Genomic DNA, 21,598 nt, shown 5'->3' with positions numbered 1-21,598 from the left:
GCCACCTACTCCGCGGCGAGCAGGGCGGGAATGGCACGTGCGGCCGCCAGGATGTCCTCCACCCGCACCGAACAGGCGCCGCATCCCCCCGAGGCGTGGGTGTTGTCGCGAACGCCGTCCACCGTCGTGAGGTCGTGCGCCTTGATCGCGTCCTCGATGGTGCCGAGATCGACGCTCTTGCAATGGCAGATTTTCTTGGCGCGGCGCGCCTCTTCGGCGCGCACCGGGTCGGCGGCCAACGCAGCCGCTTCGGCCTCCATCTGCTGAAGCGCCTTGCTCTGCCAGTTCGACGCGGGGTCCTCCCACGGCGCCGCGCGGCGAAGCTGTCCCCAGATCGGATTGTAGAGCGCCTTGTCGATCTCCTGGACCAGCTTCACCATGCCGACGTAGCCCATGTAGGCGTGCTGGCGCTCCTGGTTGATGTCGAGCCAGGGCATGGCCGCCTTGAGCGCGACGAACTGGGACTTGCCGCCCGACAGCATGATGTCGGCCCGCGCATCCTTGAGCATCTTGTACATCTCGCGCGGGGCCATATCGTCGATCATGTGGGCATCCTGGCCCATCAGCTCCTTGATGCGCTCCTTGTCTTCCTTGGTGGATTTCTTGACGCTGGTGCCGACCATCTCAAGCCCTGCCTCCTGAAGGGCGGCGACGACCGACCAGGACTTCACGCCGCCGGTGATGAGCAGCACCTTCTTGCCGTCGAAGCGCGGCTTATACTTGGCGATCGCGGCCCAGGCCCTGGCCTCCTCGCGGGCGATCACGACCTCGGTGCGCTCCATCAGCTCGGCCGGCGCGCCCCGTTCGATGAGCAGGCGGGCGATCTCGCGCAGGGAGTCGCTCGTATCCTGGATGCCGTAGAAGGAGCCTTCGAAGAAGGGAATGTCGTAGCGCTCCTCCATCTTGCGGGCGATGTTGATCATCGCCTTGGAGCACACCATCATCGCTGCCCTGGCGCGATGGGAGGAGGCGACGTCCTTGTAGCGGCCGTCGCCGGAGATGCAGGCGAGGATGCGGATGCCGATCTCGTCGAGCAGCGGCTTGACCTGCCACAGCTCGCCCGAAAGGTTGTATTCGCCGATGATGTTGATGTCGTAGGGGGTGGTATACTCGGGCTCTTCCGTGCCGATCACATGCTCCAGGATCGCCTCGCCGGCGAGCTTGTTGCCCAGGTTCTTGGGTCCCACGAAGCCCGGCGAGTTGACCGGGACGACCGGCTTGCCGAACTTCTCCTTGGCCGCCTTGCACACCGCGTCGATGTCGTCGCCGATCATCGCCGGCACGCAGGTCTGATACACGAAGACCGCGGGGGGATCGTATTTCTCGATGATCTCCTTGATGGCCTTGAACAGCCGCTTCTCGCCGCCGAAGACCACGTCGGTCTCGTTGATGTCGGTGGTGAAGCCGGTGCGCCAGATCTGCGATCCCGACGAGCGCGCGCCCCTGTTGTCCCACGAGTTGCCCTCGCAGGCGATCGGCCCGTGGACGAGGTGGGCCACGTCGGTCAGCGGCTGCAGGGCGATCTTGGCGCCGTCGAAGGCGCAGCCGCCGGCCGCACCGCCCGGCTGAAGCTGCTTGGTGCAGCCCTTCTTGCGCTCCGCCTCGGTCTTGTTCGCGTTCTTGCCGCAGCCGGGTTCATTGAAGACGTTCTGGATGGTGGCTGAAAGCGAACTCATCTGTTTCTCCTTCAACTAGCGGGCTGCACACGGATTCGACGGGCCGGTTCGCGGCAACGCGTCGCGTTGCCAAGTGGATGGATGGCCGGGTCAAGCCCGACCATGACGTTGAGGATAAGAACCTTTCGCCTCCGCCGCGTCATCGCCGGGCTCGCCCCGGCCATCCCATCCAACTCAAAGAATCAGGATCGCTGCGCAGAGATGCCAGTGGTCCTGCTGGAACAAGCTCCCATCAGCGGATGATGTCGAAGCTGTAGTCGGTCTTCGCCGGAACGTTGGTGTTCTTGTCGATCTCGTCGAAGATCTTGTCGAGGATCCAGACGAGGACGTTCAGGCCGCCCTGATACCCCCACACCGGATAGCGGTGATGGTGGTGCCGGTCGAACAGCGGGAAGCCGATGCGGATCAGCGGGGTGCCGGTATCGCGTTCGAGGTACTTGCCGTAGGTGTTGCCGATCAGGAAGTCGACCGGCTCGGTGAAGAGCAGCGAGCGCATGTGCCACAGGTCGCGGCCGGGATAGACATGGCAGTTCTGGCCGAACGGCGAGCTGTCGAAGAGCGCCTGCACCTTCGCCGCCCAGGCCTTGCCGCCATTGGTGGCCAGCACGTGCGTGGGCTCGGCGCCCAGCTCGAGCAGGAACGCGGCGAGGCCCAGGCACAGATCGGGATCGCCGTAGATGGCGAACTTCTTGCCGTGAATATGCGCGCTGGAATCGGCGATCGCGTCGACGAGCCGGCCGCGCTCGCGGGCGAGCGCCTCCGGGATCTCCTTGCCGGTGATCCGCGACACCTCCATCAGGAAGCGGTCGGTGCCGACGACGCCCACGGGATGGTTGAACGCCACCACCTCGTGGCCATGGTTGGCGATCAACGGCAGCGTCTTCTCGGTGCAATACTCCTGCATCGAGATCGTCGCCTTGGCGTGAACCGCGTTCGCCGCGTCCTCGAGCGTCGTGCCGCCGTCGTACATGCGGAACTCGCCGTCCGTCGGGGTGTCCCACACGTCGCTGTTGTCGGCGAGGATGGTGTATTCGACACCCATCAGCTCGAAGATGCGCTTGATCTCGCGGATATTGCCGACGGTATAGCCGTCGAAGCCGCCGATGAAGTTGATCTTCTCGTTGGGCTGGCGCTCGAGCTTCGGCGCGGTGCCGGCCTTGCCGTCCCAGAAGTGCTCGAAGATGCCCTTCATCACGTTGTCGTAGCCGGTGATGTGGCTGCCGACGAAGGCCGGCGTGTGCGCGAACGGCACGTCGTATTCGGCGGGGACCGAGCCCTTTTCCTTAGCCGTCTTGATGAAGGCGTTGAGGTCGTCACCGATGACCTCCGCCATGCAGGTGGTGGAGACGGAGATCATCTTGGGCTTGTACATGTTGTAGGTGTTGGCGAGCCCGTCGATCATGTTGTTGAGGCCGCCGAAGACCGCCGCATCCTCGGTCATGGACGAGGACACGCAGGAGCTCGGCTCCTTGAAGTGGCGCGAGAAATGGCTTCGGTAGTAGGCGACGCAGCCCTGCGAGCCATGGACGAACGGGATGGTGCCCTCGAAGCCGACCGCCGCGAACACGGCGCCCAGCGGCTGGCAAGCCTTGGCCGGATTGACCGTCAAGGCCTCGCGGGCAAAGTTCTTCTCCCGATATTCGGGCGTCTTGGCCCACTCGCGCACCCGCTCGACCTCGGCGGGATCGCGCGGGTTCTCGAACATCTTCTTCTTGTTGGCCAGCATCTGCTGGTATTCCGGACCCCGGAACAGCTCGAAATGGTCGAGCACGTGATCGGCATTCTGTGTCATCGTGAAGCCTCTGTTTCGATAGCTATTCGGAGCCCGCGGTCGTCCGGCCCTCCCCCATCGGGGAGGGCCGGGGCGAAGATCACTCCGCCGCGAGCAAGGTCGGCTTGGGCGTCACCTTCCAGGGGGCCTTGGCCATCTTCCAGATCGGCGAGTTGATGGCCATGTCCATGTCGCGGGCGAAGATGGCGAACCCGTCGTAGCCGTGGTAGGGGCCCGAGTAGTCCCAAGAATGCATCTGGCGGAAGGGCACGCCCATCTTCTGGAAGACGTACTTTTCCTTGATGCCGGAGCCGACGAGATCGGGCTGGATCTTCTCGACGAACTTTTCGAACTCGTAGCCCGTCACGTCGTCGTAGATCAGCGTGCCGTCCTTCACGTAGTGCTGGGCGGTCCGCTGGTAGTCGTCGTTGTGGCCGAACTCGTAGCCGGTGCCCACCACCTCCATGCCGAGGTCCTCATAGGCGCCGATGACGTGGCGGGGCCGTAGGCCGCCGACGAACAGCATCACGGTCTTGCCTTCGAGCCGCGGCCGGTACTTGGCGATGACCGCGTCCATCAGCGGCTGGTACTTGGCGATGACGCGCTCGGCGCCCTCCTTGATCTTGTCGTCGAAGAAGCTGGCGATCTTGCGCAGGCTCTCGGCGATCTTCGAGGGGCCGAAGAAATTGTACTCGCACCACGGAATCCCGTACTTCTCTTCCATATGCCGCGAGATGTAGTTCATCGAGCGGTAGCAGTGCAGCACGTTGAGCTTGGCCTTCGGCGTCGCTTCGAGCTCGGCCAGGCTGCCGTCGCCGGACCATTGCGCGATGACGCGCAGGCCCATCTCCTCGAGCAGGATGCGCGACGACCAGGCATCGCCGCCGATGTTGTAGTCGCCGATGATGGCGACGTCGTAAGGCGACGGCTCGAACCGCGGCGGCGCGTCCGGGTTGATCTTGTCGAACACCCAGTCGCGGATGGCGTCGTTGGCGATGTGGTGCCCGAGCGATTGCGAGACGCCGCGGAAGCCCTCGCAGCGGACAGGCACGATGGTCTTGCCGTCGTATTCCTTCGACTTCACCTTGGAGACGGCCTCGATGTCGTCGCCGATCAGGCCGATCGGGCATTCGGACTGGACGGTGATGCCGTTGTTGAGGGGAAACAGCTCCTGGATCTCGTCCATGATCTTGGCGAGCTTCTTGTCGCCGCCGAAGACGATGTCCTTCTCCTGGAAATCGGAGGTGAACTGCATGGTCACGAAAGTGTCGATGCCGGTCGTGCCGATGTAGTAGTTGCGCCGCGCCGCCCACGAATACTGACCGCAGCCGACCGGGCCGTGGCTGATGTGGATCATGTCCTTGATCGGGCCCCACACCACGCCCTTGGAGCCGGCGTAGGCGCAGCCGCGGATGGTCATGACACCGGGGATCGACTTGAGGTTGGACTTGACGCCGCAGTCCGACTTGCCGGCTTCGTGGACGTTGAGGTGCTTGGCGCGGCGCTTGGCGGTCTTGTCCGGATAGACCTGCAAGACCTCATCGATCAGCTCTTTGTTGCGAGCCTTGATCTCGGCGATACTGAGTGTCTGGGACACGCTCATTGGGCTATCTCGCTTTCGTTCCGGTTGGCCGCCTCGCCTGCCGGCCGCTGGTGAGAGCGGCCGGCGTGTGGCGGAGTTTGCTCAGGCGGTGGCGAGCTCGGCGGCGGTCCTGCCGATCTGGCTCTCGTCGACGGCCTTCATGATGCCGTGCTCCATCAGCATGTCCTCCAGCTCGTCCATGGTGATGGGGGTGGGGATGATGCCCTTGCCGGCGTTGTTGTGGATCTTCTCCGCCAGCGCCCGGTAGTGCCCGGCCTGGACCGAGTCGGGCGCGTACTCCAGCACCGTCATGCGCCGCAGCTCGGCGTGCTGCACGATGTTGTCGCGCGGCACGAAGTAGATCAGCTTGGTCCCCAGCTTCTTGGCCAGCGCCTCCGCCAGCTCCAGCTCCTTGTCGGTCTGGCGCTCGTTGCACACCAGCCCGCCCAGCCGCACGCCGCCCGAGTTGGCATACTTCAGGATGCCCTTGGAGATGTTGTTGGCCGCATACATCGCCATCATCTCGCCGGACATGACGATGTAGATCTCCTGCGCCTTGTTCTCGCGGATCGGCATGGCAAAGCCGCCGCACACCACGTCCCCCAGCACGTCGTAGGAGACGTAGTCGATGTCCTCGTAGGCGCCGTTCTCCTCCAGGAAGTTGATCGAGGTGATCACCCCGCGCCCGGCGCAGCCGACGCCGGGCTCGGGACCGCCCGACTCCACGCAGCGGATGTCGCGGTAGCCCACCTTCATGACATCCTCGATCTCCAGATCCTCGACGCTGCCGGCGTTGGCGGCCAGGCTCAGGATGGTGTCCTGGGCCTTGGCGTGCAGGATCAGGCGGGTGGAGTCGGCCTTGGGGTCGCAGCCGACGATCAGGATCCTGTGACCCATCTCGGCCAGCGCCGCCAAGGTGTTCTGGGAGGTGGTCGACTTGCCGATGCCTCCCTTGCCGTAAAACGCGATCTGTCGCAGTGACGACATGCTCGTCTCCTTCAAAACCGATTGCCGATTTGCAAAACCGATTGCCGATTGCCTTGCGCCCGCCGCGCGGCCGGGGCTTCACGCCCCGCGCCACCGGCGCTCTTCATCGCTCTGGAACAGGCCCGCGGGTTACGGGAAGGAGTACACCGCTCGTTTCCACGTAGGCGTGCACTCAGCCCTCACTCCTTCGACCGATCCTCCATCAGCAACCAACATGCCAGCACCGTCGATCGCCGAAATATTTTGGAATAACAATAAGATAAAACGTCAGCTCAAGATGATGTCGGGCTTGTCCCAAACCCGACATCGCAGCTGGCAGCCGACATCGGCGACGGGACCTGTCCGAAACGAAACAGTCAGCTGTCGGCCCGGTCGACGCAGACGGCAGCAGCCGGGCCGGACGGCCGCCGTAGACCGGCGGCGCGGTCGCGGGCGAGGGCTGCGACCATGGGATCGGCATCGTCGACGAAGTCAGCCAGGTCGGCCGCGCCGATACGGCTCACCACGTGGTAGCGCACGCGCCAGTCGGAATCCGCCTTCAGCATCGGCAGCCGGTCCACCGGCATGCGCTCCGCCACCTCCAGACGCACCGCGCCTTCCACGTCCTGCGCCATGCGCGGCAGCCATTCGAGGCCGATGCGGCGGGCGACGACGCGCCTGACCTCCGGCTCCGGATCGTGGATCATCAGCGGCAGCAGGTCGGGCGCGATATGACGGGCCACCGTTCGCCGCACGTAGTAGTCCGGGTCGGCGGCCATCGCCAGCAGATCGGCGCCCGCGAGGCGCGTGGCGATGCGGATGCGGACCTCCCGGTGCGGGTCGTGGCGCAGGCGCAGGATGTAGCGCTGCGGCAGGCGCCGGGCCGCCTCCCAGCGCACCGTCTCGTCCGGATCGTCGAGTAGCGGCGGCAGCAGGAAGACGCTGGCGTAGGTGGCGGCAACCGCCCTCACCTCGAAATGCGGATGGCTGAGGTAGGTGTCGGCGAGCGCCGGGTTCCAAGCGAAGAAACGGTCGATGCGTCGAGCGTAGCGATCGCGGACGCAGGCCTTGCGGAGCGCGCATTTGCCCTGCGCCAGCAGGTCCCGGTGGCCGCAGGCCGCGCAGTCCACCTCCAGGCCCTGCCAATCGCGGGCCTCGTCGATGTCAGCCGTCATCGTCCCCGCTCCAGCGGTCGAGAATGTCGAGCAGGACCTTGCCGCCGATCTTGTCGCCCGGATCGAGCTCCAGCAGCTTGAGGGCCGCCTCGCGCCCTTCCTCGAGATTGCCGAGGCGCATCTGCAGGTAGGCGTAGCCCTTGAGCGTGAACATGAAGAAGCGCGGCGTCAGGCTGTCGTAGCGGGCGAAGGCGGCATCGTCCGCGCGCACCGCCCGCCAGTCGGCCGGCAGGTTGGTGTCCCGCGCCGCCTTTGCCAGGCACCGCCTGGCGATGCCGAGCGCCTCGCCGAGGCGTCCCTTGTAGAAGTAGAAGCGATAGAAGCCGATGAGGATGGCCGCGTGATCCGGCGCAATCGCCTCCGCCTGCCGCAGGTGGCCTTCCGCGACGTCGTCCAGGTGATAGGAGAGCCCCGCCTGCCACAGGTGGTATTCGGCGTCGGCCGGCAGCCCTGCCCCCAGGATGGCGCTCGCCAGCAGCGCCTCCGGCGTCAGCGACTCCGGCTCGCCTGCCCCTTCGGCCTCCATCATCGCCGAACCCCTTACTGCACGGTCGTCGCGGCGCCGGTGCTGCAGGCGGCTCCCTTCGGGTCGTAGAAGACAAGGCCGGTCTGCGTCGCCGTGTCGGCGAAATCGACGGTCACGCCGTCGAGCAGCAGGCGGCTTTCGGCCGGCAGAAACAGCTTGATGCCGTTGCGCTCGACGACGGCGTCGCCGGGCTCCGGGCCGGTCAGCACGCTGATGTCGGCCGAGAGGCCGGCGCAGCCGCCGGGGCTCACCGCCAGGCGGAAGCCGCTCTGCGGGCCGCCGTCCGCACGCAGCATGAGGCGGATGAAGCGCTCGGCCGCCGGTGTCACGGTGAAGTTCATCGGCTGCTCCTATGCCGGGGGCTGGTAGCGCGGGTAGGACGTGTCGATCACGCAGGTGTCGTCGACCGGGCACACGGCGGCGCACTGCGGCGTATCGAAATGGCCGATGCACTCGGTGCACTTCTTCGGATTGATCACGAACGTGCCGTTCTTCTCCGAGATGGCGACGTTCGGGCATTCCGGCTCGCAGGCGGAACAGCTCGTGCACTGCGACGCGATGATCTTCAACGTCATCGGGGACTTCTCCTGCCAATGCGGGGTACGCGCGCTGCCCAGATCTAACGGCAACCCGTCGTAACAAGCATCACGCAACGGATGTGCCACATTATAACTTGAATAAATCTAATCAAACCTGAGATTCGACGTCCCGTTTCTGTCGAGATGCGGACAAGCGCCGCGCGGATGTCCTGTTCCGAACACGACAGCGGCCGCGTCCCGGGACGCCTCAGGCGAAGAACGCCTGCGCCTTGGCGAGCGCACGCGCCAGGGCGTCGACCTCCTCGCGCGTGTTGTAGAGCGCGAACGAGGCGCGGCAGGTCGAGGTCACGCCGAAGCGCTCCAGCAACGGCATGGCGCAGTGGGTGCCGGCGCGGACCGCCACGCCCGAGCGGTCGATCAGGGTCGCGACATCGTGGGCGTGCGCCCCCTCCATGGTGAAGGAGATGATCGGGCCCTTGCCCGGCGCGCTGCCGATGATGCGCAGCGAGTTGATCTCGCGCAGTTGCTCGGTGGCGTAAGCGAGCAGCGCGCTCTCGTGCGCCCGGATTCGCGCCTTGCCGATCGACTGGATGTAGTCGATCGCGGCGCCGAGCCCGATCGCCTCGACGATCGGCGGCGTGCCGGCCTCGAACCGGTGCGGCGGGTCGCCATAGGTGATGCGGTCCTGGGAGACCTCGCGGATCATCTCGCCGCCGCCGTTGAACGGCGGCATGGCCGCCAGGTGCTCGTAGCGGCCGTATAGCACGCCGATGCCGGTAGGTCCGTAGAGCTTGTGCCCGGTCACCACATAGAAATCGCAGCCGATGTCCTGCACGTCGGCGTCCAGGTGGACGGCGCCCTGGGATCCGTCCACCAGCACCGGGATGCCACGCGCGTGGGCGACGCGGACGACCTCCTTCACCGGCACGACGGTGCCCAGCACGTTCGACATCTGCGTGATCGCGACCAGCCTGGTGCGTTCGCTCAGCAGCGCCTCGAGCTCGTCCGGCAGGAACTGGCCGGCATCGTCCACCGACGCCCACTTGATCACGGCCCCGTAGCGCTCGCGCAGGAAGTGCCAGGGGACGACGTTGGCATGGTGCTCCATGATCGACAGCACGATCTCGTCGCCCGGCCGAATGCGCTCGCGCCCGAACGTCTGCGCCACCAGGTTGATCGCTTCGGTCGCCCCGCGCGTGAAGACGATCTCCTCCGGCCGCGCGGCGTTGAGGAAGGCGCGCATCGTCTCCCGCGCGCCCTCGTAGCCCTCGGTCGCCGCGTTGGCGAGGTAGTGCAGCCCGCGGTGCACGTTGGCGTATTCACCAGTGTAGGCGCGCTGCATGCGCTCCAGCACGGCCGACGGCTTCTGGGCCGAGGCGGCGTTGTCGAGATATACGAGCGGCTTGCCGTAGACCTCGAGGGAGAGGATGGGAAAGTCCTCGCGCGCCCGGCCGATGTCGTAGCCGCCGTTCACCACCGCCGGATGCATGGCCTCATCCCCTGTCCTGGAGCCACGACACGGTCGCGCTCATCAGCGCCTCGCGCACGGCTTCGCTCGCGATCGTCTCCACGGCGTCGCCGACGAAGGCCTGGATCAGCAGCCCTTCGGCCTCCTGCGCCGGAATGCCCCGCGCCATGAGGTAGAACTTCAAGTCGTCGTCGAGGGCGCCGGTGGTCGAGCCGTGGCCGCACTGCACGTCGTCGGCAAAGATCTCGAGCTCGGGCTTGCTGTCCGCCTCGGCCGCCTCCGACAGCAGCAGCGCCCGCGACATCATGCGGGCGTCCGTCTTCTGGGCGCCTGGACGCACCGTGATCTTGCCCTGGAAGACGGCGCGGCTCTCCCCGTCGAGGACCGACTTGAACAGCTGCCGGCTCTGGCCGCCGCGGGCGGCGTTATCCACGAACAAGGTCGTGTCGGCATGCTGGCGCCCCGCCAGCAGGCTCACGCCGGCGAGGCCGGCGACCGTCTCGTCGCCGGAGAGCCGCACGAACAGCTGGTTGCGCACCAGCGCGCCGCCGACGGTGAAGCTGAAATCGTTGAGCTGAGCACGCGCCCCCAGGTTCGCCAGAACGCTGGCGATGTGGAACGCATCACCCCCCTCCCGCGTGACCTTGACATGGTCGACCCGGGCGCCCTCGCCGATGACGATCTCGATCGCCGAATTGACCTGATAGGCGACCCGGTCCGGCCCCCCGTAGGTCTCCACCACGGTGGCGCGCGCCCCCGGCTCGACCACCAGCAGCGAGCGGGTGAACATGGCGACGGGCGTGTCGCTGGTGCAGGCGAAGACGAGCTGGAGCGGCTGCTCTATCACCGCCCCGGCGGCGACCGCGAGGACGACACCGTCGCCCATGAGCGCCGCGTTGAGCGCCAGCGCCGGATCCTCCGCCGGCACGACCCGGCCCATGTGTGCCGCCACCAGCGGATCGCCGGCGCCCAGCACCTCGGCCATCGACCGTATGGTCAGGCCAGTCTCCAGATCGGCCAGGTCGGACAGCTCGGGGATGAACGCACCGTCGACCATCACGATGCGCCGGCCCTTGATCCCCGCGAGCAGGCTTCCGATGGAGCGGGCACGCGCCCTCGCGTCCGCGTCGGGAGGGGCGGCCAACGGGCCCGCATCCCGCATCAGGCCGCGCAGATCGGTGTATCTCCAGGCCTCGGCCCGGCGTCCCGGCAGGCCGCTGGCCGCGAAGCTGTCGAAGGCCTCCGCCCGCCGCGCGGCGACCTCGTGGCCCCCGGGCAGCCGCGGCCGCATGGCGCTGAAGAGATCGACCAGGTCCTGCTCGGCCTTGGTCCTCATGGGGAGAATCTCGGCGCTCATGGTCGCTACGCCGCCTCGCTCTGATAGGAGTTGTAGCCCGTGGCCTCGAGCTCGCGGGCGAGCTCCTTGCCGCCGCTGCGGACGATCCGGCCGGCGGCGAGCACGTGCACCACGTCGGGCACGATGTAGTCGAGCAGGCGCTGATAGTGGGTGATCACCACCATGCTCCGCTCGGGCGAGCGCAGGGCGTTCACCCCGCCGGCGACGACCTTGAGGGCATCGATGTCGAGGCCGGAATCGGTCTCGTCGAGCACGCAGAGCCGTGGCTCGAGCAGCATCATCTGCAATGTCTCGGCGCGCTTCTTCTCGCCGCCGGAGAAGCCGACGTTCACCGGCCGCTTCAGCATGTCCGGATCGATGCTCAGCTCCCTGGCGATCTCGCGCACGCGCTTGAGCAGGTCGGGCGACGACATCTCCGGCTCGCCCCTGGCCTTGCGCTGGGCGTTCACCGCCGCACGCAGGAACGTGGTGGTGGCAACCCCGGGGATCTCCATGGGATACTGGAAGGCGAGGAACAGGCCGAGCGCCGCCCGCTCGTCGGGCGGCAAGGCGAGGAGGTCGAGGCCGCCGAGCAGCACCTCGCCGCCGGTCACCTCGTAGCCGGGCTTGCCGGCCAGCACGTAGGACAAGGTCGACTTGCCGGCCCCGTTGGGGCCCATGATGGCGTGCACCTCGCCCTTGCCGACCGTGAGATCGAGGCCGTCGAGGATCTTGCGGCCGCCGACCTCGGCGTGCAGGCCGCGAATCTCCAGCAGGGCGGTCATGGCAAAGCTCCTCTTCTCAAGGGTTGGGGGCGGGAGCCGCTAACCGGCGTCCATTTCTTGGGATCATGCTGTCGCTAGAGCAGGATGATTTTTCTTCAAATCATCCTGCTCCAAGTCTTTGTGAGCATGATCTTGTCCAAAAACCGGTGTCCACTTTTTGGGATCATGCTCTAGCCGACGCTGCCTTCGAGGCTGATGGAGATCAGCTTCTGGGCCTCGACGGCGAACTCCATCGGCAGCTGTTGCAAGACGTCGCGCACGAAGCCGTTGACCACGAGCGCCACCGCGTCCTCCTGGGAGAGGCCGCGCTGCATGCAGTAGAACAGCATGTCCTCGGAGATCTTCGAGGTCGTGGCCTCGTGCTCGAACACGGCCGAGGCGTTTTTGGCCTCGATGTAGGGAACCGTGTGGGCCCCGCACTGATCGCCGACGAGCAGCGAATCGCAATTGGTGAAGTTGCGCGCGCCCGACGCCTTGCGGTGGGCCGAGACCAGGCCGCGGTAGGTGTTGTCCGAGCGGCCGGCGGCGATGCCCTTGGAGATGATGCGGCTCGACGTGTTCTTGCCGAGGTGGATCATCTTGGTGCCGCTGTCGACCTGCTGGCGGCCGTTGGAGATGGCGATCGAGTAGAACTCGCCGCGCGACTCCTCGCCCCGCAGCACGCAGCTCGGGTATTTCCAGGTGATGGCCGAGCCGGTCTCGACCTGGGTCCAGGAGATCTTGGAGCGGGCGCCGCGGCAGTCGCCGCGCTTGGTGACGAAGTTGTAGATGCCGCCCTTGCCCTCGCTGTCGCCCGGATACCAGTTCTGTACGGTCGAATACTTGATCTCCGCGTCGTCGAGTGCCACCAGCTCCACCACCGCGGCGTGCAGCTGGTTCTCGTCGCGCTTGGGCGCCGTGCAGCCCTCCAGGTAGCTGACGTAGGAGCCCTTGTCGGCGATGATCAGAGTGCGCTCGAACTGGCCGGTGTTGCGCTCGTTGATGCGGAAGTAGGTGGACAGCTCCATCGGGCAGCGCACGCCGGCCGGGATGTAGACGAAGGAGCCGTCCGAGAAGACGGCCGAGTTCAGCGTGGCGAAGTAGTTGTCCGACTGCGGCACCACCGACCCCAGATACGTCCGCACCAGGTCCGGATGCTTCTGCAACGCCTCGGAGATCGGACAGAAGATGACGCCGGCCTTGGCCAGCTCCTCCTTGAAGGTGGTGGCCACCGACACGGAATCGAACACGGCATCGACGGCGACCCGCGGCCGCTCGACCCCGGCGAGGAGCTCCTGCTCATGGAGCGGGATGCCGAGCTTTTCGTAGGTCTTGAGGATCTCCGGATCGACTTCGTCCAGCGACGCCAGCACCGGCTTCTGCTTGGGGGCGGCGTAGTAGTAGAGATCCTGATAGTCGATCGCCGGATAATCGACGCGCGCCCACTGCGGCTCGCGCAGGGTGAGCCAGCGGCGATAGGCGGCGAGCCGCCAGTCCGTCATCCACGCGGGCTCGGCCTTCTTGGCGGAGATGAAGCGGACGATGTCCTCGGAGAGGCCCTTGGGCGCCTTGTCGGATTCGACATCGGTGACGAACCCGTACTTGTATTGATCCACATCGATGCGGCGGACCTGGTCGATGGTCTCCTGCACGGCTGCCATTCGTCTCTCCGCTCGGGTTCCGCTGCTGCGCTGCCACGTCCCGGCACGCCGGCGCACCCGGCCTGCCTCGCGGTCCGGCTCGGCCGGAGGACCGCTTCCGGCTTGGCGCCGTCCGTCAGCCGGCCGGCACGCAGGTGTTATCGACGGGACAGACGGCCGCGCACTGGGGCGTATCGAACTGGCCCTCGCACTCCGTGCACTTCTTGGGATCGATCACGTACATGTCTCGCTTGAGCGAGATCGCCGCATTCGGGCAATCGAATTCGCAGGCGCCGCAGACGGTGCACTGGGAGGCAATGATCTTGTAGGCCATGACGCCGGCTCCTGATCGCAGAGGCGATGCACAGGGACGTTCTTCAAGTCCTGTGCCAGGGAGCCAATTCTATGGTTTTTAATCGTTTTATTTCGATGCGGCAGAGGGCGACGTGTCCGGCTCACGACAGCTTGTCGCGAAGGCGACAGGCTGTGTCGGCACGCGCACCGATCCGCGGCCGCGCACCGCGCGGTCAGATGTGCTGGCCGCCGTTGATCTGGATCTCCTCGCCCGTGACGTAGCTCGCCGCGTCCGAGCACAGAAAAAGGATGACCTTGGCGACCTCGTCCGGCGTGCCGATCCGCCCCATGGGAATGGTCGGCGCCAGCCGCGCTTCGGTCTCGGGGAGAGGATGTCCGTCTTGATCTCCCCCGGCGCGATGGCGTTGACGCGGATGCCGTGCGGGGCGAGATCGTGCGCCATCTCCCGCGTGAGGCAGGCGAGAGCCGCCTTCGACGTGGCATAGGCCGTGCCGGCGAACGGATGCACGCGTTGGCCGACGATCGACGTCACGTTGACGACAGCGCCGCGTCCGGCGTGTAGCGCATCGAACAGGCCGCGGGCGAGCAGGACGGGAGCGAGGAAGTTGACGTGGAACGTCCGCATCCACGTCTCCGGCGGCGTGGTCAGGGAATCGAGCCGGCCGCCGCCGTCGTCCTTGGGCGATATGCCGGCGTTGTTGATGAGCGCGTGCAGCGGCTCGCCGGCGAGCTGTGCCTTGATCTCGGCGATCGCCCGCGGCAGGGCGCGCTGGTCGCCGAGGTCGACCTGGACGTGGTTGTCGAGCCCTGCCTCCCACGGACACCGTTCGCGGTCGAACGGCTGGCGCGAGCAGGTGATGATCCGCCAGCCTGCCTCCGAGAACAGCTTCACGGTGGCGTGGCCGATGCCACGCGACGCCCCGGTCAGGACCAGGTTCCGGCGGGCCGCCGGCCGGCCGTCGGCGTCCGGTTGGGCGCCGTGATAGGGGCAGGCCGCGGTGCCGGGCCCCGGGCCTGTCCGCTCCGCCTCCAGCTTCCAGCCACCGCTCGGCATGTCATGCTCACCCATGCGCTCGCGATGCATGACTGACATTGTCCGATCTGCGACGCGCAGCGGTAGGCTGCAGGAACCGGGCCAGCCCCGGGCCGGCCAAGCGCGCCTTTCCAGCGCCGTCTCGGAGCAGCTAGAACGGCGGACGCTCCGATGGAAGCGGAGCTGCCGCTTTAGCTCTTTGTTTCAGCATCGGATTTATGCCGAAAACCGGTATCCACTTTTGGATCCGATGCTCTGGATGCGGCCGCTCCCCAGGCTAGTGTCACAACGAACGCTGAAGGTCGATCGCTCTATTCGTGCTGCGTAGCGCTCGGCTCAGCACCTCTGCGAACGTGCTCGTCGCAGAGTGTCGCCGGCTCATCTGCTTTTCGGCCCGCCGCGCGCAGGCGGATTCCTGTATCCCTCACCAGCGAAGCCTGTGCTCAGCGCTGCGAACCGGTTCGCAAGTCGCGCGTTGCGGTCCGGCCGCACGCGGCGCCTAGTCCAAGCTCGACGCCTTAGCATTCGCATTTTCGCATTAGGCCGACGGTCGTCGCTACGGGAAAGCCGTCGATTGCTGCCTGAGGCGGCTGACGCGCGGGTCTATCCACCATTGGTGGTTGGACGCTCCGCACCAAATGCGCCCCACGGCACCGCGCAATTGCCGACAAGCCCGGCAATAGGGGAAAACGCCTCGACACCGCAGGTGCTTGCGGAGCCCCGGCACTTTCGCGTCAGGCTGACGATAAAACCCTCGCCGTCGCACCGACGCCGGGGTTTGCTTCAGCGCGCTCCTTTTAGCGTTCGACCTTTTTCTTCAGGTCGCATTTGCAAGGGAGCGCTTCTGCGATACCCCCCAGGGATCGGAGCCGCCCTAGCTCGGTCTAAAAAGAAAGGCCGGCGCTTGGATGCCGGCCTTTCAACGCTGCACTACGGGCAATACGCTGCGGTACTGAACGGGATGTTCAAGTTTGAGCGAAGTCGATCGCGCGGCGCAAGCACGACTTTGGGCTATGGCTGGCACAAGGCCACACGGTCTCAAGCGCTCGCCATTCGAGCGACACAGCTCCTGGGCAACCGCAAGGTGCTCAGTGTGTTCCGACCTCTATGAAGGACAGACCTGCCCGCTCTCAGCGCCGATCCAACCTCCGCTCGTACCGGTTCGTTCTTCGATCCATCCGACGGTCGTGCCGATAGGCCCGTCGATCCCACCGACGCTGCATTCCCAGTGTCTGCGCCTTAGCGATCAAGCCTTCCTCGACCCCAGGCTTTTCAACCGCCTGCCGTGTACCGCTGAGGGGTGAAGCTACTCCAGCGCTTGCCGCTCCGAGGGAAAGCGCCGCAGCGATAGGAAGAGCGACAAACTTGAAACCAAGCATCGTAACCTCCCTCGATTGCTTGCTTCTCCGCCTCCCCTGTGACCACTTGATCGGACGAGATCGAGAGAGGAGGCGAGATTACTCCCGTTCCTCTCGGCTCAACCATCGTCCTGGTCCCCACGATCGAAGCGCTGGTCAAGCCCGTCCCTCAACTCGTGAAGAACGTAGAGCGTCAGAAAGGCCATCCTGCGCCTTTGGTCCTGGGACAGCGTCTGGTAGAGCGGTTGCCACGCGTCCGCGAGGCTCTTCAAGTCGGTTGCGCGCTGCGTCAGCGCGGCGGCGCGGCGATTCAGGAACGCGATTGGGTCACGATCCCGAACGCTATCGGCGAAGCCGCGCTTCTCAATCTCGCTGACGCGGTTCTCGAGTTCCAGAAGCCGCGCTTGCCGGTTCTTGGAGCGAGTGAGAATGGCCTGCTCGACCGCCGGCCAATATTTCATCTGATCTGGGGTGAGTTGCAGCGCAGCCTTCACGATTTCGATTCGAGCATCCGTGAGCTTGTCGAAATCGACTTGGCTGCTCTGTCGTAGTGCGGGGGCAGTCGTGGCTTGCGCGAGCGCCAAGGGCGTCCCCGCCGTCAGCGTAAGTGCTACGGCCGCTATTCTGATTGTCCCAATAGACATGCTGCGCCTCCCTTCGCATGGTCAGCAGGGTTCGGCACAATTACTATAGCGAATACGGCGAGCCGCTTCGCTCTTAGGCAGTCCACCAATTTGATCCACAATAACTAGGGCGGCGTCCTGGCTCACCATAGCCACGACGGTCGAACCCAAGCGTCCGCCTACTTATAATATTAGCGCAAGGCACAATGCTGAGCTAGAGGAATTCTTATCGCGGTTGTAGCTGTAACAACCTTCACCTCCGCGGTGACCTGCGCTTGGCGAAATCAGACCTTGTGAGCCGCCGAGAGCTGCCCCGCGAGCGAGCGGATGTAGAACGTCGGCGGCGCGCGCCTCTACGGCGCCGCCGCTCCGGTCAGAGTGAGCAGCGCGGCGACCGAGGCGGCGGCGAGCCCGAGCAAGATGCCGGCGACCAGGCGGGCCATCAGGGACGACCCGCCGGCGACAGGAACGACAGCAGCCGGCTGCGCGTCGGCACGTACAGGCCGCGGGCCTGGGCGATGGCGTCGACCTGCTGGCGCGCCTGGCGCACCGCGGTGACGGCGGAGGGGTTGTTGGTGGTCGTGGTGCAGACGCCGTGCGCGCGCCGGTGAGCAACGCGCTGTCCACGAACAGGTCGACGGCGGCGAGGCCCTGCTGCAGTTGGGTGCACGCGCCGAGCAGCCCGCAGACGGCCGCAGCCGCGGCGATGGGCAGTTTCATGGGAGGCTCCAGGTGGTGCAGGTGCGGCTCAGCCCGGCCGCAGGGTGGTCAGATCGGGAACAGCCTCGCTTCGGAGGTTGCGCGATCGGGGACTAGGACAGGAACGAACAGGGGACCGGACTAGAACGAACACCTGATGTCCGGCCGGGAGCGCAACCGCGGATCACGTAGCCGCGGCGGCGGCCGGCGTGGTGCTCAGGAGCGCACGCCGCGTGCATCGCTGCCAACGCCGCCGTTCGGCGACAAGCGAAGCGCGGTTGGTGACGCCGAACTTGGTTGCGCTAACCATGACAGCTCTGACTGCGGCGTTAACCGCTACCGAGTGGGTCCAGAAGCCCTGCCTGCGCGAGCGGCTCGCACAACGCGACATGATCGAGGCGTACATCCGCGCCTACAACGATGAGCGCCGGCGCCTCGCCGCTGGCATCATCAAGGACCGCGCTCAGATTGAGCGGCGTCTCGAATCGGCGAAGCGCGAGATATCCCTGGTGCTCGACCTGCTCGTCAAGGAGATGATGGGCGACGACGAAGGGCGCGAGCGGCTCACGGAATTGCGGGCGAGCAAGGCCGAGGCCGAGCAGCAGCTTGTGTCGATGGAGAAGCCTCCGAAGGTCGTGTCCCTGCACCCGCGGGCCGTCGACGAGTACCTCACCAACGTCGCTCGCCTGGACGAAGCAATCCGCGCCGGCCTTGCCCGTCGGCGCGGAATCGACGCAGGCGCTGCGCGATATGATCCAGACGGTGACGGTGATGCCGCCGGCGAACGGTGAAGCTGAGGTGCTGATCGAGGGGCGGCTCGCGGCGCTTTTGGCCGACCGCACCATGTTCCCGAACGCGAAAGTTCGGGGGGGTGCGATGGTAGCGGAGGCCCGCTACCGTCGTTCCCCACACCCGGGGCAGCGCATCCCTTTCATGCTGGCGGCATAGGGGCGGATGGCCGGCTTCTCAATCAACCTCGAAGATTGGCCGAAGATCGCCGACTACATGCGACGTATCGCGGTGCGCCCATCGGTGATTGCTGCGCTTGCGCGGGAGGCAACAATTCCGACAGTCGAATGAGCGTGACCGCCGCAGCGGGCCTCTTCGTCAACAGCCTGCGAGGCCTACACCCATGCCCTGATCCAGTCCATTCCCAGGCTTGGCAAGCCTTCGCCGACGACGGCCGTGGCGGCGGGCAGCCGGTCACGCCGTGCCGACGCGGTATTGCGGTGGCGGCGGCGTCCCATTCACTGCGAAGTCGCCCACGACGCGCTCGCGATAGATGCGTGGATTGTGGGAGGCGATGGTGCGGGCATTGCGCCAATGCCGGTCGAGCCCATGGCTACGCTTGGTCGCCGAGGCGCCCAGGGCGTCGAACAGCACAGTCGTCGCATCGAGGACGAGGTTGGACACCACCGTCACCGCCTGGTTCACCTCCAGTTCCGCGATATTGCCGGCGGCGTCCTCGGCCTCTCCCGCGCCGGCCACGTGCGCGTCGTAGGTCCGCTGCAGCGCCTCGGCGGCCTTCAGGACGGCCGCGCCCGCCACGTAGGCCGAGCCGCGCACGCGCCCGACCACCTGGAGGATCTGGGGATCGGCGGCAACGCTCTGGCCGTTGCCATGGCTGTAGATGCGCCGGCGCGCCGCGGCCAGCTGGGCCACGTCATTCGATGCCGCGCGGCCGATGCCGGCCAGGGTGGCGAGATGAACGAGCTGGAAGAAGGCGGAGGAATAGCGGAACCGGGTGCCGAACGGATTGGTCAGCACGGGATCGATGGCGACGTTGGAGAACCGCGCCGTGCCGCTGGCGGTGAGCGCCTGGCCGAAGCCATCCCAATCGTCGAGCACCTCGACCCCCGCCGCCCGCCGGGGCACCACGGCACCGACCGGCTCGCCGTTCTCGTCCTGGGCGCCGAGGTTGATCCAGTCCGCAAACAGCGAGCCGGTGGTGTAGTATTTCTCGCCGTTCAGCAGCCACTGGCCGCCGTTGCGGACGAGCCGGGTGGAAAAGGCGCTGAGCTTGCTATCGCCGGTCTCCGAGAAGCCGCTGCCGACGGTCTCGCCCGCTGCGATGCGGGCGAACCAGCGAGCCCGCCATTCGGGCGACGCGGCGTTCAGCACGTCCTCGGTGAAGCCGAAGTGGGACCGCAGGGCATTGGTGACGTTGGGATCGGCCTCGGACAGCTCGATCAGCAGGTTGAACAACTCCGGCAGGGTCGCTCCGAAGCCGCCGTCGTCCGGCGGTAGGCGCAGCTTGGTGAAGCCCTCGGCCTTCAGCCACGCAATCTCGTCGTGCGGCAGGCGGCGCTGCACATCGCGTACGACGGCGGTGGCGCGAATGCGGGCGAAGGTGGGCCGGAACCGGCCAGCCAGCGTCTCGTAGGTGGTGCTGGGGCCGGCCCCCCAGGCAAGATCGATCTGTGTCATGGATTGGATGCGATGTAGAGGTCGGCGAAGCTGCCGTTCAGGCCATCGGCCCCGGGCGCGAAGTTCTTCACCTTGCGGTTGGCGACGATGATCCCGGCGGGCGCCACGAGGTCGACCGAGGGGATCTCCTCGTGGATGATCGCCTGGAACTTGAACCAGAGGTCGCGGCGCTTGGCCTCGTCCGGCTCGACGGCGGCCGCTTCCAGCAGTCGGTCGACCTCGCCGTTGGCGTAGTGGGCGGCGTTCGAGAACGGCAGGCCGATCTTGAAGTTCTTGGACCAGTAGGCGCGCTGTACGCCGAGCGTCGGATCGAAGGTGTTCGACAGGCTCTCGATCACCAGGTCGAACGTCCGGGCCTTGTAGACGACGTTGAGATAGGTCCCGAGATCATAGCGCTGGAGATCCACGTCGAGGCCGATCCGGCGCACCGCCTGGCGGACGAAGTCGCCGAAGGTGACGGGCAGGAAGGGATTCTGGGTAAGCCTGAGCCTGGCGCGCGTGCCATCGGCCCCCCGCTTCAGGCCGGCCTCGTCGAGCAGCCGCTCCGCCGTCCGCAGGTCGAATGGGTAGGCTTTGATGGCGGGATCGTAGAACTTCGGCAGCACGACGCTGATCGGGCTCGGCGAGACCTGGCCGAGCCCGAAATAGACCGTGTTCAGCAGCGCCTTCAGATCGATGGCCTGGGCGATGGCGAGGCGCACCCGCCGGTCCTGCAGGATGCCCGTGTCCAGATTGAAGAACAGCTGCTGCTGCGGCCCGGAATAGGCGTAGGTGGTGGTGTCAACCATCAGGTTCGGATTGGTTTTCAGCCGATCGATATCGGAGAGCGGCGCCGGATTGGCACCGATGTCGACCTCGCCCGCTTCCAGCGCCGCGGCCCGCGCCGCCGGATCGAGGATGATCCGCATCACCAGGCTGTCCACGTAGGGCTTCGGGGCGTCCCAATAGTCGGGATTGCGGACGAAGAGGAGATGGCTCCCCGGCACCCATTCCTTGAGAATAAACGGTCCGGTGCCGATCGTCTGGTTGAACTTCGGCTGCTCCTCGGGGTGGAAGGTCTCGTAGATATGCTTCGGGACGATCGGCGATTCCGCCCCGGACAGCGCCGTGATGAGGAAGGGCGCCGGCCGCGACAGCACGATCTCCGCGGTCAGCGGATCAGGGGTTTCGACCGCGACGACGTTGGCGAAGGTGATGCGGCCGCGCGGATGGGCCTGGCGCAGGCGGTCGATCGAGAAGGCGACGTCGGCGGACGTGAACGACTGCCCGTCATGCCACCGCACGCCGGGCCTGAGCTTGAAGCGATAGCGCAGGCCGTCCGGGCTGATGACCCATTCGGTCGCCAGCACCGGGCGCGGGTTGAGCTCGTAGTCGTAGGTGAGCAGGCCCTCGTTGATCTTTGAGCCGATGGTCTGCCCGGTGCCCGACGACGTGTTGATGGCGATGATCGCCGATGGCTCGGGGTAGTAGACCCAGCGCAAGGTGCCGCCGCGAACCGGCTGGCCCGAAAGAGCGCCGGGCGGCGAAGCCTGCGCCCACCCCGTCCGGGCCCCGAGTACAAGCGCGGCCGCCGAGGCCACCGCCCCGCTGAACTGCCGTCGATCCAGAGACATGGCCAACCCTCGACCGATTTCGGGCGATGCGATGCTTAGATCACGCGAGTATTATATAGACGAAACCGTTGTCAACCGTACGTCGCC

18 protein-coding genes and 1 pseudogene are annotated in these 21,598 nt (G+C 66.2%); 1 reads left to right on the top strand and 18 read right to left on the bottom strand.

Translation table 11 applies throughout. From position 1 onward, the window contains the following. Positions 1–5: 5 nt before the first annotated feature. The 16 genes and pseudogenes from nifE to ACZ5PO_RS11220 form a co-directional block, all read right to left on the bottom strand. Complete coding sequence (gene nifE, locus ACZ5PO_RS11295; RefSeq protein WP_464193364.1) at positions 6–1,676, bottom strand: nitrogenase iron-molybdenum cofactor biosynthesis protein NifE; 1,671 nt, start codon at positions 1,674–1,676, stop codon at positions 6–8. A 232-nt stretch (positions 1,677–1,908) separates the two neighbouring features. Then, a complete protein-coding gene (nifK, locus tag ACZ5PO_RS11290) occupies positions 1,909–3,468 on the bottom strand; it encodes a nitrogenase molybdenum-iron protein subunit beta (RefSeq protein WP_464193362.1) in 1,560 nt (519 codons plus the stop codon). 79 nt (positions 3,469–3,547) lie between these two features. Beyond that, entirely contained in the window at positions 3,548–5,050 is a 1,503-nt protein-coding gene (nifD, locus tag ACZ5PO_RS11285) for a nitrogenase molybdenum-iron protein alpha chain (RefSeq protein ID WP_464193359.1), read from the bottom strand. A gap of 81 nt (positions 5,051–5,131) precedes the next feature. After that, a complete protein-coding gene (nifH, locus tag ACZ5PO_RS11280; RefSeq protein WP_464193357.1) occupies positions 5,132–6,016 on the bottom strand; it encodes a nitrogenase iron protein in 885 nt (294 codons plus the stop codon). A 356-nt stretch (positions 6,017–6,372) separates the two neighbouring features. Continuing rightward, positions 6,373–7,170, bottom strand: coding sequence for a 4Fe4S-binding leucine-rich repeat protein (locus ACZ5PO_RS11275; RefSeq protein WP_464193355.1), 798 nt, complete (start codon positions 7,168–7,170; stop codon positions 6,373–6,375). Beyond that, a complete protein-coding gene (locus ACZ5PO_RS11270; protein WP_464196800.1) occupies positions 7,160–7,696 on the bottom strand; it encodes a hypothetical protein in 537 nt (178 codons plus the stop codon). Before ACZ5PO_RS11270 ends, ACZ5PO_RS11275 begins: the two co-directional genes overlap by 11 nt. A 14-nt stretch (positions 7,697–7,710) precedes the next feature. Next, complete coding sequence (locus tag ACZ5PO_RS11265; protein WP_464193353.1) at positions 7,711–8,037, bottom strand: HesB/IscA family protein; 327 nt, start codon at positions 8,035–8,037, stop codon at positions 7,711–7,713. Positions 8,038–8,046: 9 nt separating this feature from the next. Then, positions 8,047–8,271: a 4Fe-4S binding protein gene (locus ACZ5PO_RS11260; protein ID WP_464193351.1), complete on the bottom strand. Its 225-nt coding sequence runs from the start codon at positions 8,269–8,271 to the stop codon at positions 8,047–8,049. A 211-nt stretch (positions 8,272–8,482) separates the two neighbouring features. After that, positions 8,483–9,724: a cysteine desulfurase gene (locus ACZ5PO_RS11255; protein WP_464193349.1), complete on the bottom strand. Its 1,242-nt coding sequence runs from the start codon at positions 9,722–9,724 to the stop codon at positions 8,483–8,485. 4 nt (positions 9,725–9,728) lie between these two features. After that, the gene (gene sufD / locus ACZ5PO_RS11250; protein WP_464193346.1) at positions 9,729–11,039 is read right to left on the bottom strand and encodes a Fe-S cluster assembly protein SufD; all 1,311 of its coding nucleotides are present in this window, start codon (positions 11,037–11,039) and stop codon (positions 9,729–9,731) included. A 26-nt stretch (positions 11,040–11,065) separates the two neighbouring features. Then, positions 11,066–11,824 (bottom strand): Fe-S cluster assembly ATPase SufC, encoded by a 759-nt coding sequence (gene sufC, locus ACZ5PO_RS11245; RefSeq protein WP_464193344.1) that lies wholly within the window; start codon positions 11,822–11,824, stop codon positions 11,066–11,068. A gap of 170 nt (positions 11,825–11,994) precedes the next feature. Beyond that, positions 11,995–13,464, bottom strand: a complete 1,470-nt coding sequence (sufB, locus tag ACZ5PO_RS11240) for a Fe-S cluster assembly protein SufB (RefSeq protein ID WP_464193342.1) — start codon at positions 13,462–13,464, stop codon at positions 11,995–11,997. Positions 13,465–13,579: 115 nt separating this feature from the next. Beyond that, entirely contained in the window at positions 13,580–13,777 is a 198-nt protein-coding gene (locus tag ACZ5PO_RS11235; RefSeq protein WP_464193339.1) for a 4Fe-4S dicluster domain-containing protein, read from the bottom strand. 193 nt (positions 13,778–13,970) lie between these two features. Then, positions 13,971–14,812 (bottom strand): annotated as a pseudogene (locus ACZ5PO_RS11230) (SDR family NAD(P)-dependent oxidoreductase). A gap of 1,456 nt (positions 14,813–16,268) precedes the next feature. After that, complete coding sequence (locus ACZ5PO_RS11225) at positions 16,269–16,733, bottom strand: Spy/CpxP family protein refolding chaperone (RefSeq protein ID WP_464193337.1); 465 nt, start codon at positions 16,731–16,733, stop codon at positions 16,269–16,271. Between the two features lie 481 nt (positions 16,734–17,214). Beyond that, entirely contained in the window at positions 17,215–17,442 is a 228-nt protein-coding gene (locus ACZ5PO_RS11220) for a hypothetical protein (protein WP_464193335.1), read from the bottom strand. Between the two features lie 337 nt (positions 17,443–17,779). On the opposite strand from ACZ5PO_RS11220, the gene ACZ5PO_RS11215 reads away from it, so the two are divergent. Then, positions 17,780–18,262 carry a hypothetical protein gene (locus ACZ5PO_RS11215; protein ID WP_464193333.1) on the top strand — a complete coding sequence of 161 codons (483 nt, stop codon included), beginning with the start codon at positions 17,780–17,782 and terminating at the stop codon, positions 18,260–18,262. A 412-nt stretch (positions 18,263–18,674) separates the two neighbouring features. Here ACZ5PO_RS11215 and ACZ5PO_RS11210 read toward each other — a convergent pair whose 3' ends face one another. Continuing rightward, on the bottom strand, positions 18,675–19,898 hold the full coding sequence (locus ACZ5PO_RS11210) for an acyl-CoA dehydrogenase family protein (protein ID WP_464193331.1): 1,224 nt from the start codon (positions 19,896–19,898) through the stop codon (positions 18,675–18,677). Beyond that, positions 19,895–21,511: an ABC transporter substrate-binding protein gene (locus ACZ5PO_RS11205; RefSeq protein WP_464193328.1), complete on the bottom strand. Its 1,617-nt coding sequence runs from the start codon at positions 21,509–21,511 to the stop codon at positions 19,895–19,897. The genes ACZ5PO_RS11210 and ACZ5PO_RS11205 overlap by 4 nt, the downstream gene beginning before the upstream one ends. Positions 21,512–21,598 lie beyond the last annotated feature (87 nt).

Source organism: Chelatococcus sp. KU-N122 (assembly GCF_055391085.1).
The sequence above is the reverse complement of the archived record's forward strand: the minus strand, read 5'-3'. Positions and strand labels throughout refer to the sequence as shown.